Origin of the sequence: Bacillus sp. AFS015802 (assembly GCF_002561455.1) — a bacterium.
Lineage (GTDB): Bacteria > Bacillota > Bacilli > Bacillales > Bacillaceae_B > Rossellomorea.
The window spans coordinates 173,449-191,078 of the sequence record NZ_NTUP01000013.1 but is presented as its reverse complement, the minus strand read 5'-3'; the positions used below and the strand labels follow the sequence as shown (position 1 = coordinate 191,078).

The 17,630-nt window shown below is 41.5% G+C and carries 15 protein-coding genes; 11 read left to right on the top strand and 4 right to left on the bottom strand.

Features of this window, described 5'->3' with window-relative positions; all coding sequences use genetic code 11:
- Positions 1–12 precede the first annotated feature (12 nt).
- The 8 genes from CN378_RS09865 to CN378_RS09830 all read left to right on the top strand — a co-directional run bounded on the left by CN378_RS09865 (position 13) and on the right by CN378_RS09830 (position 9,766).
- The gene (locus tag CN378_RS09865) at positions 13–1,248 is read left to right on the top strand and encodes a competence/damage-inducible protein A (RefSeq protein ID WP_098351714.1); all 1,236 of its coding nucleotides are present in this window, start codon (positions 13–15) and stop codon (positions 1,246–1,248) included.
- Positions 1,249–1,525: 277 nt separating this feature from the next.
- Positions 1,526–2,563, top strand: a complete 1,038-nt coding sequence (gene recA, locus CN378_RS09860; protein WP_098351713.1) for a recombinase RecA — start codon at positions 1,526–1,528, stop codon at positions 2,561–2,563.
- Between the two features lie 433 nt (positions 2,564–2,996).
- Positions 2,997–4,556, top strand: a complete 1,560-nt coding sequence (gene rny, locus CN378_RS09855; protein WP_098351712.1) for a ribonuclease Y — start codon at positions 2,997–2,999, stop codon at positions 4,554–4,556.
- Between the two features lie 142 nt (positions 4,557–4,698).
- Positions 4,699–5,502, top strand: a complete 804-nt coding sequence (locus CN378_RS09850) for a TIGR00282 family metallophosphoesterase (protein WP_098351711.1) — start codon at positions 4,699–4,701, stop codon at positions 5,500–5,502.
- Between the two features lie 136 nt (positions 5,503–5,638).
- A complete protein-coding gene (spoVS, locus tag CN378_RS09845; RefSeq protein ID WP_034760060.1) occupies positions 5,639–5,899 on the top strand; it encodes a stage V sporulation protein SpoVS in 261 nt (86 codons plus the stop codon).
- A 101-nt stretch (positions 5,900–6,000) separates the two neighbouring features.
- Positions 6,001–6,924 carry a dipeptidase gene (locus CN378_RS09840; protein WP_098351826.1) on the top strand — a complete coding sequence of 308 codons (924 nt, stop codon included), beginning with the start codon at positions 6,001–6,003 and terminating at the stop codon, positions 6,922–6,924.
- 229 nt (positions 6,925–7,153) lie between these two features.
- Complete coding sequence (locus CN378_RS09835) at positions 7,154–8,896, top strand: 2-oxoacid:acceptor oxidoreductase subunit alpha (protein WP_098351710.1); 1,743 nt, start codon at positions 7,154–7,156, stop codon at positions 8,894–8,896.
- A 3-nt stretch (positions 8,897–8,899) separates the two neighbouring features.
- A complete protein-coding gene (locus CN378_RS09830) occupies positions 8,900–9,766 on the top strand; it encodes a 2-oxoacid:ferredoxin oxidoreductase subunit beta (protein ID WP_098351709.1) in 867 nt (288 codons plus the stop codon).
- A 132-nt stretch (positions 9,767–9,898) separates the two neighbouring features.
- Here CN378_RS09830 and CN378_RS09825 read toward each other — a convergent pair whose 3' ends face one another.
- Entirely contained in the window at positions 9,899–11,914 is a 2,016-nt protein-coding gene (locus CN378_RS09825; protein WP_098351708.1) for a hypothetical protein, read from the bottom strand.
- Positions 11,915–11,985: 71 nt separating this feature from the next.
- Positions 11,986–12,741: a CsxC family protein gene (locus CN378_RS09820; protein ID WP_098351707.1), complete on the bottom strand. Its 756-nt coding sequence runs from the start codon at positions 12,739–12,741 to the stop codon at positions 11,986–11,988.
- Between the two features lie 359 nt (positions 12,742–13,100).
- Between CN378_RS09820 and CN378_RS09815 the strand changes: the two genes are divergently transcribed.
- Together CN378_RS09815 and CN378_RS09810 are read left to right on the top strand one after the other, a co-directional pair.
- On the top strand, positions 13,101–14,285 hold the full coding sequence (locus tag CN378_RS09815; protein ID WP_098351706.1) for a ParM/StbA family protein: 1,185 nt from the start codon (positions 13,101–13,103) through the stop codon (positions 14,283–14,285).
- A gap of 12 nt (positions 14,286–14,297) precedes the next feature.
- On the top strand, positions 14,298–14,672 hold the full coding sequence (locus tag CN378_RS09810; RefSeq protein WP_098351705.1) for a hypothetical protein: 375 nt from the start codon (positions 14,298–14,300) through the stop codon (positions 14,670–14,672).
- Positions 14,673–14,747: 75 nt separating this feature from the next.
- Here CN378_RS09810 and CN378_RS09805 read toward each other — a convergent pair whose 3' ends face one another.
- Positions 14,748–15,317, bottom strand: a complete 570-nt coding sequence (locus CN378_RS09805) for a CotY/CotZ family spore coat protein (protein ID WP_179884864.1) — start codon at positions 15,315–15,317, stop codon at positions 14,748–14,750.
- Positions 15,318–15,785: 468 nt separating this feature from the next.
- On the opposite strand from CN378_RS09805, the gene CN378_RS09800 reads away from it, so the two are divergent.
- The gene (locus tag CN378_RS09800; protein WP_098351703.1) at positions 15,786–16,571 is read left to right on the top strand and encodes a CsxC family protein; all 786 of its coding nucleotides are present in this window, start codon (positions 15,786–15,788) and stop codon (positions 16,569–16,571) included.
- Positions 16,572–16,730: 159 nt separating this feature from the next.
- Here the strand turns inward: CN378_RS09800 and CN378_RS09795 are convergent, their stop codons facing one another.
- A complete protein-coding gene (locus CN378_RS09795; RefSeq protein ID WP_098351702.1) occupies positions 16,731–17,618 on the bottom strand; it encodes a glycosyltransferase family 2 protein in 888 nt (295 codons plus the stop codon).
- Positions 17,619–17,630 lie beyond the last annotated feature (12 nt).

Here is a 17,630-nt window from a genome sequence, read left to right as displayed (position 1 = left end):
GGGGGAATCATGATGAATGCAGAAATCATTGCGGTTGGTTCCGAGTTGCTGCTTGGGCAAATCGTCAATTCCAATGCTCAATTCATATCCGGGCAATTAGCCGACATGGGTGTCGATGTGTATTATCACACAAGCGTGGGGGATAACCCTGCTCGTTTACTGGATGCCATTGACGTGGCAAAGAAACGGGCGGACTTATTGATCTTTACAGGAGGGCTTGGACCCACGAAGGATGATTTGACTAAAGAAACGATTGCGAATGCATTAGGGACGACACTCAGTATGGACCAGGATGCATTGGTATCGATAAAGAGCTATTTTCAACAAGTCAATCGTGAAATGACACCGAATAATGAAAAGCAGGCCCTCATTCTAACGGGCGCACAGGTATTGAAGAACGAACACGGTATGGCTCCGGGGATGTTATTGAAAAAGGATGGCAAAGCCTACATGCTGCTTCCAGGTCCGCCATCTGAAATGAGGCCGATGTTCGAGAAGCACGGAAAACAGGCGGTCTTAAATTTAATGAAGAAGAAGGAAGTCATCTATTCACGGGTCCTTCGCTTCTTCGGAATCGGGGAAGCACAGCTTGAAACGGAATTAGAAGAGTTGATCGATAAACAAACCAATCCAACCATCGCCCCTCTGGCAGGAGACGGGGAAGTGACCTTGAGACTTACGGCTAAGCACGAGTCCAGGGAGGTTGCCATGTCGCTGCTGGATTCGGTGGAAGAGGAAATACTTAGTACGGTCGGGGAATACTTCTACGGCTACAATCAGGATTCACTGGTTGAAGTGGGGTTCAATCTGGTTAAAGAGAAAGGGTTGACCCTGTCTTGTGCAGAAAGTCTAACAGGAGGCCTGTTTCAGGCTCAATTGACATCGATACCCGGGGCATCAGCGATTTTGAGTGGTGGGGTGGTCTGTTATCAGGATGAGGTCAAGAAGAAGATTTTATCCGTTAAAGAAAGCACGTTGACACAGCAAACGGCAGTCAGTGAGCAGTGCGCCCGGGAACTGGCGGAAAACGTAAGGGAGCTCTTTTCTACCGACATCGGGATCAGCTTTACAGGTGTGGCCGGACCCGATTCACTTGACGGTCAGCCTGCCGGTACAGTCTGGATCGGCTTGTCTATGAAGGATGGAACGACCAAGGCGTTCCGGTTGAGTCTTGGCGGCGGCCGGAATGGGAACCGCATGAGAACGGCGAAGTACGGTTGGCATTATTTGATCAAGGAATTGAGCTAGACTATGAATGAGCTGTCTTCTTTCTGGAGAAGGCAGCTTTTACTATTTCCTGATGCATACAGTCTTCCCCCCTGATTTCATGAATGCTCCGGCAGCTTCCATTTTGCTCCTGTTAACGAGAATATTCACTTCGGCACATCCTTAGAAAAAAACCGAATGAATGTTCGATTTTTTTCTTGTTTTCTATCATAAAAACGTTTATAGTATAGATAGGTTGGATTTGAGACAAGCTAATAAGTTGTCGATTTCAAGTTCTATATTCAAAGGAGGAAGATTTGTGAGCGATCGTAAAGCAGCCTTAGATATGGCGTTAAAACAAATAGAAAAGCAGTTTGGTAAAGGCTCAATCATGAAGCTTGGGGAGAAAACAGATAGAAACGTAGTGACATGTCCAAGTGGTTCACTTGCACTTGACGCTGCTCTTGGAATAGGCGGATATCCTCGTGGCAGGATCATTGAAGTATATGGTCCCGAATCATCCGGTAAAACAACAGTGGCACTTCATGCGATTGCAGAGGTACAGGCTCAAGGCGGGCAGGCAGCCTTCATCGATGCAGAGCATGCACTTGACCCTGAATATGCTCAAAAGCTTGGAGTAAACATAGATGAATTATTACTTTCCCAGCCGGATACAGGTGAGCAGGCATTGGAAATCGCTGAAGCACTTGTGCGTAGCGGTGCAGTGGATGCGATCGTTGTCGACTCTGTTGCGGCCCTTGTACCGAAAGCAGAAATCGAAGGGGAGATGGGAGATGCTCACGTAGGTCTTCAAGCCCGTCTAATGTCACAGGCTCTCCGTAAACTTTCCGGTGCCATCAACAAATCGAAGACCATTGCGATCTTCATTAACCAAATCCGTGAAAAGGTCGGGGTCATGTTCGGTAATCCCGAAACGACTCCAGGTGGACGCGCACTGAAGTTCTATTCTTCTGTCCGTTTAGAAGTCCGTCGTGCTGAAACCCTCAAGCAGGGAAATGAAATGGTAGGGAACAAAACGAAGATAAAAGTCGTGAAAAATAAGGTGGCTCCACCTTTCCGTGTTGCTGAAGTCGATATCATGTACGGAGAAGGGATTTCCAAAGAAGGGGAAATCGTCGATCTTGGATCTGAACTGGACATTGTTCAAAAAAGTGGCGCCTGGTACTCTTATAACGAAGAGCGTCTGGGTCAAGGTCGTGAAAATGCGAAGATCTTCCTTAAAGAAAACCCTGAGGTCCGCAACGAAATCATGCTTAAGATCCGTGAACATTACGGATTGGATACTGGCCGTGCCGAAACAGATGATCAAGGTGAATTAAGTCTTTTAGAAGATTAGGTGGGATAGAGAAGCAGCCATGATTTGGTTTGCTTCTCTTTATTATGTATGACGATGAACATATTGGTGGAAAATAGTAACAATCCCCTTTTTCAAATATGGGGTGCAATCAGTTTAACCCAGTCGGCTTTTTCAGTTGGACTTCCGACAGGATAAAAAAATTTAAAAAATGGTTTTGAAGAAAATGTATTCGTAATTCCCATTGTGACGGTGTCAATTATTGTCGATTGCAAAAAAACCCTTGAGAAATCTAGTGATAGAGGGCTCAACCCCTTGACAATAAATTTTCAGAGATTTAAAATTAACATGTATATTTTACAAATTTTTCGAATGAATATTTGAAAGCCTAGCGCTGTATATTTTGTTCAAGTGAGCAATGTACAAGCCGACATGTAAAAAAACATGACAGTTCATAGCAAGAGGAGGTGAAATAATGCAACCTATTACAATCATCTTCATTTTGCTTGGCCTAATCGTCGGTGTAGTTGTTGGATACCTAATTCGTAAGTCCATTGCTGAAGCAAAGATTGCTGGTGCTAAAGGTTCAGCGGAGCAGATTTTAGAAGATGCGAAGCGCGAGGCAGATGCTCTGAAGAAAGAAGCACTCTTGGAAGCAAAGGATGAAAATCATAAACTTCGCACTGAAATGGAAAATGACCTTCGTGAACGAAGAAATGAATTGCAAAAACAAGAAAATCGTTTGATGCAAAAAGAGGAAAACCTCGATCGGAAAGATGAAACGCTTGATAAGCGTGAAGGCTTACTCGAGAGAAAAGAGGGGACTCTTAACGAGAGACAACAACATATTGAAGAGATGGAAAGCAAAGTGGACGAGATGGTACGATCACAGCAAACAGAGCTTGAGCGTATCTCGAGCTTGACTCGTGATGAAGCGAAAGGAATCATTCTTGACCGCGTTGAAAATGAACTCTCCCATGATATCGCCATTATGGTCAGAGAGCATGAAACCCGTGCGAAAGAAGATGCAGATAAGAAGGCGAAAGAAGTCCTTTCACTGGCTATTCAGCGTTGTGCTGCAGAACATGTGGCTGAAACAACGGTTAGTGTTGTGAATCTACCGAATGATGAGATGAAAGGTCGAATTATTGGGCGAGAAGGACGTAACATTCGTACGCTGGAAACACTTACAGGAATTGATCTGATTATTGACGATACTCCTGAAGCGGTTATTCTTTCTGGTTTTGATCCGATTCGTAGAGAAACGGCTCGAATTGCATTAGAGAAATTAGTTCAGGATGGACGTATCCACCCTGCGCGAATTGAAGAGATGGTGGATAAATCCCGACGTGAAGTGGATGAATATATCCGTGAAATCGGTGAACAGACAACCTTTGAAGTTGGCGTTCATGGTCTTCACCCGGATTTAATCAAGATCCTGGGACGTTTAAAATACCGTACAAGTTACGGTCAAAACGTCCTGAAACACTCAATGGAAGTGGCGTATCTTTCAGGATTACTCGCAGCAGAGCTTGGGGAGGACGAAAGACTTGCCAAACGTGCCGGATTACTTCATGACATCGGAAAAGCGATTGACCATGAAGTTGAAGGAAGCCACGTGGAAATTGGTGTGGAACTTGCTACAAAATACAAAGAGCACCCTGTGGTCGTCAACAGTATCGCTTCACACCACGGAGATACAGAACCAACGTCCATTATTGCGGTCCTTGTTGCAGCAGCTGATGCATTGTCCGCTGCAAGGCCAGGAGCAAGAAGTGAGACGCTTGAGAACTATATCCGTCGACTGGAGAAGCTTGAGGAAATCTCTGAGTCTTATGAAGGCGTTGAGAAATCCTTCGCGATCCAGGCGGGCCGTGAAGTCCGTATCATGGTAAGACCTGAAGCCATTGATGATCTGGAATCCCACCGTTTGGCAAGGGATATCCGAAAGCGGATTGAAGATGAACTGGACTATCCAGGCCATATTAAAGTAACGGTCATCCGTGAAACAAGGGCCGTCGAATACGCGAAATAAGAGGTTGACTCGAAAAGGGATATCCCTTTTCGAGTCAGCTTTTTTTATCGTTTATAAGACTCGCACGAAAGGATGAATAGACTCGAAGTTATTTGTGATACAATAACGACAAGACTGAATACATATAGAGAAGGGAATTTTCATGAAAATATTATTTGTTGGAGATGTTGTCGGTTCTATGGGCCGGGAAATGATCACAGAATACCTGCCTAAACTAAAGAAGAAGCATTCACCTGATTTTACGATCGTGAATGGCGAGAATGCGGCATCAGGTAGAGGGATCACGGAGAAAATATATAAACAATTTTTACAAGATGGTGCCAATATGGTTACCTTGGGAAATCACACATGGGATAATAAAGATATCTTTAATTTCATCGATTCTTCTAAGCAAATGGTACGACCAGCCAATTTTCCTGAAGGGACGCCGGGAAGCGGATTGGTGTTTGCCGAAGTGTACGGGAAAGAGGTTGCGGTCATCAACGCACAAGGAAGAACCTTTATGCCCCCTCTGGATGATCCGTTTAAGGCATTAGATGAGCTTGTTGACGAAGCGAAGAAGAGAACATCCATTATCTTCGTTGATTTTCATGCGGAGGCAACTAGCGAGAAGCAGGCGGTTGGTTGGTTCCTGGATGGCCGTGTGTCGGCGGTGATTGGAACCCATACGCACGTACAAACGGCAGACAACCGCATTCTCCCGAATGGGACAGCCTTTATGTGCGATGTCGGGATGACCGGACCATATGACGAGGTACTGGGTATGAGTAAGGACTCTGTGCTGAGAAGGTTTCAGACAAGCTTGCCTGTGCGTTTTGAAGTACCGAAAACAGGCCGTAAAATCTTGAGTGCCTGTTTAATTGATATCGATCAAAAAACGGGAAAAGCGAAAAAAATTGAGCGTATCTTAATCAACGAGGACCATCCGTTCATGGCAGAATATTAAATGTTTTCCTTCCTTTTTCGGTGTTACCGGAATGAATTGTCCATTTCCTGAATATAGTATCAGTGGAATCATTTATACCAAGTTTGTTCTTTACCACGGACATACGGTATGGGGGAAATGACAAGGAGGAAAAGGAATGGAAATATTAAAAGTTTCAGCAAAATCTAATCCTAATTCTGTAGCTGGTGCACTCGCCGGTGTTCTTCGTGAGAGAGGAGGAGCTGAGATTCAAGCAATCGGTGCAGGGGCTTTAAATCAAGCTGTTAAAGCTGTTGCCATTGCAAGGGGATTTGTGGCTCCCAGTGGTTTAGATTTAATATGCATCCCGGCCTTTACGGATATTTTGATCGATGGAGAAGAACGTACGGCGATAAAGTTAATCGTGGAACCAAGATAATAAACGATAGGCTGTTCATTAAAGGGGACTCTTTAGTGGACAGCCTTTATACTATTACAAAGCATACATATTCTCATAACGGACGGAAAGGAAGGACATTCATGATATTTGACGCACATTGTGATGTTTTGATGAAGCTGTACCTGGATCCGGGTAAGAAAGCATTTCAATCAAAGAACGGTCTGCATATTACATATCCTCAACTTCTTCATAGCAGCAGTAAGGTACAGCTGTTTGCGATTTATATCCCATCGTACTTGAAGCCGGGACAACGTTTCCAAGCAGCGCTTGAAATGGTGAACTTGTTTCATCAACAGATTCTTGATCCGAACCCCAAGCTGAAATTCATCACCTCCAAAAAGGATATAGAACGCCTTTCAGAAGATGAGATAGGGGCGATGCTCACACTTGAAGGAGCAGAAGCAGTGGAAGAGGATCTGACGAAGCTTGAGATCCTGTACAGGCTGGGGGTCCGTTCCGTCGGTTTGACGTGGAACTGGGCGAATGCTGCTGCGGATGGTGCCCTTGAACCAAGAGGTGGGGGATTGACCAACTTCGGCCGCGAGATCGTCTCATTCCTGAACAGTAAAGGACTGTGGACTGATGTTTCCCATCTATGTGAAAATGCATTCTGGGAAGTGATTGAAGCGGCTGATCACCCGGTTGCTTCCCATTCAAATGCCTATTCGATCTGTCCCAATCCACGAAATCTGAAAAATGATCAAATCCAAGCAATGATCAAGAAAGATAGTGTGATGGGAATCACCTTTGTGCCCCCTTTTTTAAATAAAAAAGGCACAGCCGGGATATCCGATGTCATCAGGCATATCGAACATATATGCAGTTTGGGTGGGGAAAACCATATCGGGTTCGGCTCCGATTTTGACGGTATAACAGATACCGTTCAGGGACTTTCCACGTACAGTCACTATGACAACTTAATCAATACGCTTCTGCGCTACTATACTGAGAAGCAAGTGAGGAGATTCCTATTTGAAAACTTCTTCGAAAGATTTCCCCAGTGATCAAAGGACCAAGCCATTAAAGGGAAAACCTTTAATGGTTTATTTGTGTGAAGATGAGCTTGCAGATACCCATAATCTCTTCAATACAGTAGTGATTTATATAGAAAAGTGATAAACTGATAGAGTGAAAGATATGAAAAGAATGCAACAGTAATAGATGATTGAACCTAATGATGATAACGTGCATCAGTGATAGATGTTGCAAAAAAAGATTGAAGGGGTGTAATAAATGAAGGAACAGCTTTCATGGAAAGTCGGCGGCCAGCAGGGTGAAGGGATTGAAAGTACAGGTGAAATCTTTTCCATGGCCCTTAATCGCCTGGGGTATTTCTTATATGGTTACCGCCATTTCTCCTCCCGGATTAAAGGGGGACATACAAACAATAAAATTCGTGTAAGCACTACGCAAGTACGCGCGATTGCGGACGATTTGGATATTCTGGTCGCTTTTGACCAGGAAACGATTGATGTGAACTATAAGGAATTACATAGCGATGGTGTGATCATAGCCGATGAGAAGTTCAAGCCTGTAAAGCCTGAGGATACTGATGCTTCCCTTTATATCGTTCCTTTCACTCAATTAGCGACGGAACTGGGAACTTCCCTCATGAAGAACATGGTGGCAGTAGGTGCGACCTGTGCCGTTCTTAATCTCGATCCGGATGTATTCAAGGAAGTAGTAGAAGAGATTTTCGGTCGCAAAGGTGATACGGTCGTAGAGAAAAACATGGAAGCCATTAAGCAGGGATTCGGGGCGATGAAGGCAGAACTCGGAGACAAAGTCGGTTCCCTGCAGCTGAAAGAAGCAGACGGGAACAAACGCATGTTCATGATCGGTAATGACGCCATTGCCCTTGGTGCACTCTCGGGCGGTGTTCGGTTGATGGCGGCATACCCGATCACACCGGCATCTGAAATCATGGAGTACCTCATTAAGAAACTGCCAATGGTTGGTGGGACCGTCATTCAAACCGAGGATGAGATAGCAGCGGCCACGATGGCAATCGGAGCCAACTACGGAGGGATCCGTTCGTTCACTGCTTCAGCCGGACCAGGCTTGTCACTGATGATGGAAGCGATAGGACTATCCGGAATGACTGAACAGCCCCTTGTAGTCGTGGATACGCAGCGCGGGGGGCCATCGACGGGTCTGCCGACAAAACAGGAACAGTCCGACCTGATGGCGATGATTTACGGTACACATGGTGAGATCCCTAAGATTGTCCTGGCTCCAAGCACCGTTCAGGAAGCCTTCTATGATACCGTTGAAGCCTTCAACCTGGCGGAAGAATATCAATGCCCGGTCATCATACTTTCCGACCTTCAACTTTCATTAGGGAAACAAACCGTGGAGCCCCTTGATTACAGTAAAGTGGAGATACGCAGAGGAAAGCTTGCAGCAAATGAATCGGAACTGGAAGAATTGGAGCCTAAGAAATATTATAAGCGTTACGAAGTGACAGAAGATGGGGTATCGCCCCGCGTCATCCCAGGGATGATAAATGGTATTCATCATGTAACAGGAGTTGAGCATGATGAAACAGGAAAGCCATCTGAGTCTCCTGTGAATAGACAAGCACAGATGGATAAACGTATGCGTAAACTTGAGAAAATCAAATTTCAGAATCCGATTCACACCCATGCACCTCATGAAGAGGCTGACTTATTATTAGTCGGATTCAACTCAACACGAGGAGTGATTGAAGAAGCGATGGGTCGCTTGGAATCTGATGGATTAAAGGTGAACCATGCCCATGTCCGTTTGATCCATCCCTTCCCGGCAGCTGAATTGGAACCGTTAATGCAATCTGCGAAGAAAGTGGTCGTGATCGAGAATAATGCTACCGGTCAATTAGCCAACATTATCAAAATGAATGTAGGTTATGGGAATAAAATCGTTAAAGTGACAAAGTATGATGGTACACCATACTTGCCGAATGAAATCCATTCAAGATGTAAGGAGTTGAATTGATCCATGGCTACCTTCAAAGACTTCAGAAATAATGTTAAACCAAACTGGTGTCCTGGGTGTGGAGACTTCTCGGTACAAGCAGCGATTCAACGGGCATCTGCCAACGTGGGTCTGGATCCGGAACAGTTAGCGGTCGTTTCAGGGATCGGATGTTCAGGACGTATATCCGGATACATCAATTCTTACGGTTTCCACGGAATCCATGGACGGTCCCTTCCGATTGCCCAAGGATTAAAGATGGCAAACAAAGATTTGACGGTCATCGCTTCAGGAGGGGATGGTGATGGATTTGCCATCGGACTCGGACATACGATCCATGCGATCCGTCGGAATGTCGATGTGACATACATCGTCATGGACAATCAGATTTACGGATTAACAAAAGGACAAACGTCCCCACGTTCATCCTCCGGGTTCAAAACGAAGTCTACTCCCCAGGGATCGATCGAGCCGGCCCTTGCACCAATGGAGATGGCACTCACTGCAGGAGCAACCTTTGTTGCCCAAAGCTTCTCGTCTGACTTGAAAGAGCTGACAGCATTAATTGAAGCCGGGCTGAATCATAAAGGTTTTTCCTTGATTAACGTATTCAGTCCTTGCGTCACTTACAATAAGATCAATACGTACGACTGGTTCAAGGAGAATCTGACAAAACTTGCGGATGTAGAAGGGTATGATCCTTCTAACCGAGGACAAGCGATGAATACACTCATGGAGAAAGATGGCCTTGTGACAGGTTTGATTTATCAAAATAAAGAACAGCCATCTTATCAGGATCTTGTCGCAGGCTATTCCGAAGAGCCCCTAAGCACTCATGATTTAAAACTGGATGAAAGCAAATTCGATGAATTAGTGAAAGAATTTATGTAAAAAAATAACGATCCTTCAATTTACGAAAAAGGGACCCTTATGAAGGGCCCCTTTTTCGGGTTTTTATGACGATAGTCCTTAAACCTGTTTGAAATCATTTTGATGAAAAATATCATGACAGACCCATTTCCCTTAATCAGTTGAATCGGACCCTTTAATCTGGACATATTGCTTCTGATAAAAGTCAATGGTTACATCTGCGGTACCCTGCAACTGGATTGTAGTATTTTCCAGACTGGAATCTATTTCGTTGTGTGCGATTATATGAACGTTCCTTTTAGTATGATTGATGGGTTCAGCAGTGCTTTTATAAGTTTCATGGTGGAAAGTGATCCAGTTTTCACCCGGAGAAGTGAACAGATATTCTTTTTTATATTCATTAGGTAATTCAGGTAAGGAGGATTCCCAAGGGATATTCATCACTTTCTCCAGATGTATAGGCACCTTAATGCAATGAATTGTATTCGATAAATTTTCACATACATACTCGATTTCCGCGATAAGCAGTGCTTTTATAAATACATGTGAATGGGGAAGAAGTACTTTAGCCTCTAATGAGAAAAGGGACCAATTCGTCTTGAGAATTTCTGCTACCGGCCATAGTAAGTCAATTGAATCAGTAAAGGTGAACTCCACCTTAGTGGTAGAGAGGTATACGGGAAGTTTGGCTAAAAGAAGGGATCCGGGTTTCTTACATTTTCTATTCTCTTCAGGGTTAGCTTCTACAATTTCTTCTTCAAGTGAAGGTAAGTATTCATACGACTCAGTTAATAAGTCCTCACCCACCTCAGGTTCACTGCTTTGTTCTTTTTTACAGAAATTTTCGATTAATAGGTTGGTGAATTCATCTGCAGAGGGTGAATAATCTGTGTCTGAGTCTCCATCTCCTTCACTCTCAGGTTCAGTTGTGAAGTCAGCTCCTGTATTAAAATCGCCGTGATCCAAGTCTTGATCAATTAAATTTGGTTCTTTATACTTCTCCTCATGGTCTTGATCTTGGGGTAGTTCAGCCATTATAGAGTCATCCTGAAGTTCAATAGTATTGTCTTCGTCTAAAGTGAGTCCAGGATTTTCTGATTCATCCTCGTCATCTTCATAAAAATCACTCAAGAAATGAAAGTCATCTTTCGAATTTATACTCTCTACCTCTGACTTTTCCCAAGATGAATCGTCAAATTTGCCGGTGTGAGCGTTTGGCTTTGAATCAGATTCTTCTCCAGCATCATGTAAGTCATCTTTTTCAAGTACTGACTTTTTCTTAGCATAATGACGTTCATCTGACTGACCAATTCCTTTTTCATCTTTTAATTCAATATTCCTTTCAAAATGGTTCTCGCTATATTCTTCTGTATTGTAAGAGTTTAGTAACGAGGATATTTCATCTATCAAGGCAGCTTTCTCATCTGAATATTTCCCTTCATCCTTAAAATCATGCTTCCGCTTATTGGGTACATCTATGTTTTCAATGGGAGACACGATTTCATCCTGATCTGGATGGTTATCCACTGGGGAAATATGATCCATAGTAATCAATGAATCTTTATCCTCTAACATCGAATGGAATTCCCTTAATAATTCCGTTTTTGAAGGAATGGGATTTCCCTCTTCCCCTGGATTTATCAAAAGTGTGGATTCAGGAAGTTCTAAATTCAGGTTAGATGGTTCTTCAATGGATTCATCTTTTTCCTGGATTGGAGAGGAGTCTTCAAGCAAGGAATAAAAATCATTTGCAAGATTTGATATTCGCTTACTTTGCTCCAACTCCTGTTCTTCATTCCTCAGATTAACATCGTCATCATCTGCTTCGTTAAATACGACTGGATTCAGTTCATGGTCACTTAGATCACTTCTTATCTTATTTGTGGATACTGCATGATCCCGAACCTTTGGGGGTGGGAACAGCACAGGTTTGGGTTTGGTCAGGTCTTCACGAGAGGTGAAGGTGTCAGTACTTTCCAATTTGTTTCTTGAATCACTTTCTCTTGTCGTATTTTTATGATCCATTTGTAAGTTATCAGTCTGGTTCATCTTTGGGAAGGAGTGATCATGTTCAAATTTGCCAGCTTGATGAATGTCATTTCTTCCATGAAATCGGTAAAATCCCGAAAGGTTTGGTTGGCTGTTTTTCATTTTTCCCTTGAAAGGCATTGCTTTGAAAGCATCCTCTCCAATCCCTCCTTACTTTTGAAATTTGTATTGTGAAAAAAGGGTATCAGGAATCAGTCACAATCATCCTCGTGATGCCTGGATGAAATACATACTTGTTGTTGCTGTAAAACCTTTATGCAAAGATCCAGAACCATTTTTTCTTCCATAGTAGTAAAATATCCTTCTCCAAGTGGAGCAGAATTTGGCAGGGGTAGTCGATCCACAGCTTCATCCCATTCAATTATTTTACTGGAGATTAACTCGCAGAAAGGAAGCTCATTGTAGTATTGACTGCTTTCCTGATGATATTGTGAAAGATCACTTGTAAGGAGCTCATCTCTCTCCGGATAGCCTGAAGGTAATGATTTGGAAACGAGAAAATCGAATTCTTGACGATTATTTACTTGAGGCATAACAGGCAGTGAACAGTATTTCTTAATTTCAGTGACACAGTCAAATGGGATATCTACAGTATACGAATGCAAGTCAGAAGATATTGAACATGATGAGCTTTGGTCAATATCGTTACATGGGCTGGCATATTGAATATTTTTTCGGACGAAACCTTTTACGAAAAGCTTATTTGAAGGCAGTAATAAGCGGCATTGAGTCAATTTCACTTGTTTTTTTATATCTTTAATTTCAAGTACAGGTTCTGGAAAATGGATCGTGGCATCTAAATTCAGCTGAAGCTTTAGTTCTGCTAGAACTACAGGTATTTTTGAAATCACCTTTCCTAAAGAAACATGTGGATGGTGAGGATAAGATTCACATTCATTTAATTTGGATGTTACATGACAGTCATGGTTTTTATTTGTTTCAGACATTGGGCTTTCCTCCTAACACAAGATAATTGCATCCTATGCTGGAAGTGGAGCATTGTTTGGGCGTTTATCACGGAAAATTACAGGAAATTAGACTTTTACCTAAACGCTTTGTCTTCTTTATGAGCTTTTGCAGACTACAAATAGATGGAGAACCAGAGTGAATAAGCTATGCTTTTGTTTGGAGAATCAATAAGTACTTATTTGAAGTATATTGTAATAAGCAGGCTGAAGGTTCGTAACGATGAGTCCGATGAGCGGTGATTGTAATCTGTAAAGAGTAAAGATATATAAATATGAAAAAGTACTTGCACAGACTGTGACCTCTTAATCATAAACTTCTACAAGAGGAGGATGATTTTATGGAACGAAATAACTTTCTTGCGGTTGATATAGGTAACAGCTGGTATAAAGTATTAGCCACTCAGCAAGGGGAAATATCTGAATATCAAATGCCTAATGCCATTGCCTTATTCGATGAAGAATTTTATGAAAAGCCTTATGATGAAGAAGATGTAGAACTTGAGGATAACTTAATTGTAGAAGTGAAAAGCCCGGCCTTTATTGATAAACGTGAAATTTTTTATATTGGTAAGTCTGCAACAAGACAAAAAAATGTGAGCCTGACCTCTTTTAATAATCAAAAGGTGGATGAAGTCAGAACGTATACATTGTTGTTTGGTATTGCAGCCTATCACGCTATTCTAACCGAGCAGGATAACACGGAAATCGAATACAAGGTCCAACAGCTGGCTGTATCTTTACCGACAACACAATATAAAGAAAAAAAAGAATTACTGAGGAACCGTCTGATCGGCACTCACACCATAATCCTTCATAAGGCGCCTGGAATACAAGAGCCTAAAGAAATAGTCGTGAAGCTTCATATTGAAGATGTCATCATTGGGGCAGAGGGAGCATGTGCTTACCTGGGGATGACCCGGGACCAGGAATCTCTCGGTATCAAAGATGAAACCCTGGTGAAGGATTCTGCCAAGGGAATCATCATAGGTGATTTAGGGGGGGACTCGGTAGATTTCGTCGGAATAAAAAATAATAAACCGGTTGCTTCAGTAGAAGGTGAGCCATTCGGTATAAATTCATTCCTGGATAATATCATCCAGAAAGTAAGTAAAAATGAATTGTATAAATTTGATTCCCGTGCCGAGCTTGAAGAGAAACTTGCAGCCGGACCTTCAGAGTGGTATGTAGAACCATTTGCAGGAGTAAGGAAGGATATAAGCAAATACATCATCCCGCAATTAAAGTTAATGGCGATCAAATACCTTGAGCATTTTGACCGAATACGCAACAGTTCCAGTGAAATTAAAGGTGCTGTCCGCTATATCGCTGTAGGGGGTGCAGCGAAACTCGCACAGAGACAAATACAGGAAGCTGCAGTGAGATGGGCTGAAAGAGGGCGACCGATCGAACTATACTTTCCGGAAGATATGGAAAAATTAAATGTACTTGGTTTGAATGTGTTAGCCAAGATGAATCAATTAAGGAAAAAAAATACAGAAGAACTTGTATACACAAAAAGTTAGTGAGGGATGTATATGTCAGAAATATACACCGACTACACGAATAAAACGAGCATCACGATTCCAGACAACTTTATTGAAGTGAAGACCGGGGATACTCTTACAGTGTCAGATTATATACAAAGTCAAATTGAGTATCATACCGCCAATAATACATTAAGCCATTTACTATTTTCGGCTCTAAACCATTATTTTCACTCAAAGCATTTGAAAAATGATCAAACAAATGAAATACTCAAAGAACTGACAAATATCAAAAAAATGATACGAGACGAATCTTTTATGCAAAAAGAAAAAAGTAAAGACTATACTCCTGGCCGCCATCAAGAGGAAGCTGATGAGTGGAATATGGAAGAAATAGAAGATCTTCTTGAAGCTTTTGGGGGATAGTCTTGATATGGAGGTGAACATGTCTAATGTTCACCTGTTTCCATTATGATTCAGTTCCAATTTAGATATATCACACTAGCATTTTTTGAAATGGACTGGGGGTAAACATGAAATCGCACAAAAACAAGAAAGGTCTACATTTATACATATACCTGTTTCAACTAGATCGCTAACACACTTATGATCGATTTGAGAACAAACAGAGTGTAAATCCTTCCCTTCATGTTTTCCATCGGATTCATGATATTTGTGATCAGTTTTGAAAGTCAGCAGTTCAAGAACGGCACAGCCCTTGTCAAGGTCTTTGATTTTAAAGATAAAAGATTCCACACACTTGAATTTCTTTTTCTTAGAATGACAAGAATAGGTCGTCACCCCTGTGCCTTTGAACGGTTCACATCCACAATAGAGTATAAATGGGATTGTATTTTTTTTGGGTGGTTTTTTTTCGTGCAGCAATTCATCAATGGAATCCTTACAGGAAGATTTACAACAATCATGATTTTCCTTCACTTTGTTTTGCGCCTCTAAAATGGCTTCCAAAACTTCCTCGACACAGTTTTCATAATGTTTATTGGATTTGTAGCAATCTTTGAAAGACTGTTTGTCGTAATCTTTATCATAATAAGATTTTTGATAACTCATTTGAAATCTCTCCTTTTTGGTCTTTTCATAAAATATCATACGTATCTCCAATGTTTTTGATTGATAATACAGCCTATTATCCTTAATTAAAGTATAAAAGGGCTCTTGTCCGGTAGTCGTGTTGACATTAAAAATAGATTCTTCTGAGATGTTGAAGAAGGGCCTAAATGAATGTTGGTTATTGATATATGTCACGCTAAAAGGACTAAAAGGACGTATGGACATTCATTGTGTAATTTCATTATGTATTCTGCATAGGATTTTAAAGGGATCATCTCTCTGATGTGCATTAAGTAATCATTCACCTGATTAATCACATAAAAATGTAAAAATATGCTATAGTCCATCGACACTAGTCCATTCCATTTCAAGATTTATTCATAGAGTATAGTAGTCAAGGGTAATTATGTTTGATCGGTAGTTTTCAAACGTAATTGCATTGACAAAAAAATTCAAGGAGTGAAATAAATGAAGAAAAACACAGGATGCCACAACACAAAAGGCTGCCCACCAGCACCACAATGTGACAAAGTAAAACCGATAAGCGTTTCTTGTGAAGCAAAAGGCTTTGACATCCCTCCCCTTACTATTGATGTCCCGGTAGTATTATCTCATGTAAAATTACAAGCAAATGTTGAAGCTAACATTAATCTTCCTACACCGGCAAGAGAAGTAAAGGTAATCAAGAAAAATGTATCATTGAAGCAATGCGAAGTGATCAAACATCCATACAGCCTGGATAAAGTAAAAGTATATGTAACCGGAGTCGTTCACAAAAATATTCAATATGTAGATGCATGCAGTGGTTATGTGCGTGACTACAGCGTTGATGTACCGTTTACTTGCAGCGATGATGTTAAGATTTTTGAGTATGTCGATCAGCATAAGAGCCAAAAAAGCTCAGATAATGCTGAATTTAAGTTCTTAGCAGACGATATGCACAGCTCTGACCGCTGTAAAACTGGTTCGTTCACATATGAATTCTTCAATGAGCCAATTGAGTGTAAATTAGTATATGCAGATGTATTTGAACTAGACTTGTCTAAAGACTTTGATAGATTTAATCGCTTTAACAAGATCACCGAAAAAATGGATATTAATCTATGGTTCAAGCTACTGCAAACTCAAGAGAGATTTAGAGACACGCCATACCCAACTGGAACACCAATGGCTGATGGATTTGAAGATGAAGATTTTGCCGATGAGCCAATGACAATCATGGATAGAATCAAAGCTTCATTAAATGCTAAGTAACATCCAAATAGTGAAACCCCGGTGATGTACCGGGGTTTTATTTATGAGATAGGGGATGAATATAGAAAGAGTTTTCATATAATACATATATAGTTTCATATAAAAATCCCTTTATTCTGTCATTTTTCACCAAACAGAATAAAGGGATTAAAGCTGATATTAGAAATCAATCCTGAATTTATTGAAATACCAATCGTCATCATGCATGCGTTTTTCAAGGTATTCTTCTCTTTGTTCCTGGATTCCTTCTTTCAAGAGCTGCTCAACAATGTGTTTCAATTGTTTAGAATCTCTGATGAAATGTTTTATTTTTTTTATTCTGGAATCGTTAAAATGTAGGTGAGCCATCCTTAATTGATTGTACTGCACATCATATGTTCGAACGATATAAGGGTGCTTGCTTCTAAATAAATGTTGGACCGTTACATTGGGTAATACTGAACACCGAAAACCAAAAAGCCATAGTTTAATGGAGAGTTCGACGTCTTCATGCCCCCATTTTCGAAAGCCGGTTTCAAAGCCGCCGACTTGGTTGAAAACCTTTTTTGAGATAGCAAAACACCCACCGGGAATAATGGGGGAATAAAACAGGTGGGGCTGCTTTTTATTCCATACAACCCTTAAATACTCATCCAAGGTTTGACCGTATCCAATCCGTTTTGGATCACGAATATCCGCTATTGCTGGAGCTACAACATCTGTATCATTATTGACCAATGGCTGAATTAACTGATCGATCCACCAATTTTCAAATAATAAATGAGCGTCACAAAATATGAAATACGAACCTGATGCATGGAAAGCTCCCAAATTTCTTGCTCTTGAAGGTCCAATTCCCTCTGTTTGATAAAATTTAACGTTTTCCTTTTTAAGATATGTGGAAATTCCGGCTATAGAATGGTCCTCGGAACCATCGTCAATTATGATTACCTCAAGAGGATATCCTGTTTGAACCGAGAATAATGATTGAAGAGTTGTTTTAATGTTTTTTCCTTCATTTTTAGCAGGAAGGATAATGGAAATTAACGGAGGTTTATTCAAGTTCATCTCACCTTCCTA